Annotated in this window: 1 protein-coding gene; it reads left to right on the forward strand. The window is 66.4% G+C overall.

Features of this window, described 5'->3' with window-relative positions; all coding sequences use genetic code 11:
• Positions 1-459, forward strand: a 459-nt coding sequence (locus EN914_RS38010; protein WP_127389805.1) for a helix-turn-helix domain-containing protein, incomplete at both ends; no start/stop codon positions are given.

The following is a 459-nucleotide window of genomic DNA, read 5'->3' on the forward strand; positions in this document are numbered from 1 at the left end:
CCGCAGGATCGAGCAGAGCGAGGAAGAACCCTCGCTCGCTGAATTGGCTGATGCCGCCGGCCGCAGCGCCGGTTATTTCCACCGCATCTTCAAGGCGGTCACCGGATTGACGCCGAAGGACTATGCCGCCGCGCACCGCGCCGCCAGGGTCCGCCAGGGCCTGGAAGACGGCACCAGCGTGACGGCTGCGATCTACGATGCCGGTTTCAATTCGAGCGGGCGTTTTTACGAGAAATCCACTGGCATGCTCGGCATGACGCCGACGCGCTATCGCGCCGGTGGCGCCGACGAAGAGATCCGCTTCGCCGTTGGCGAGACCTCGCTCGGCACCATCCTGGTCGCGTCCAGCCAGAAGGGCGTCGCCTCGATCCTGCTCGGAGACGATCCCGACGCGCTGGTGCGCGACCTGCAGGATCGTTTCCCCAGGGCACGGCTGATCGGTGGCGACCGCGACTACGA

Origin of the sequence: Mesorhizobium sp. M7A.F.Ca.CA.001.08.2.1 (assembly GCF_003998455.1) — a bacterium.
In the GTDB taxonomy this organism is placed as follows: Bacteria; Pseudomonadota; Alphaproteobacteria; order Rhizobiales; family Rhizobiaceae; genus Mesorhizobium; species Mesorhizobium ciceri.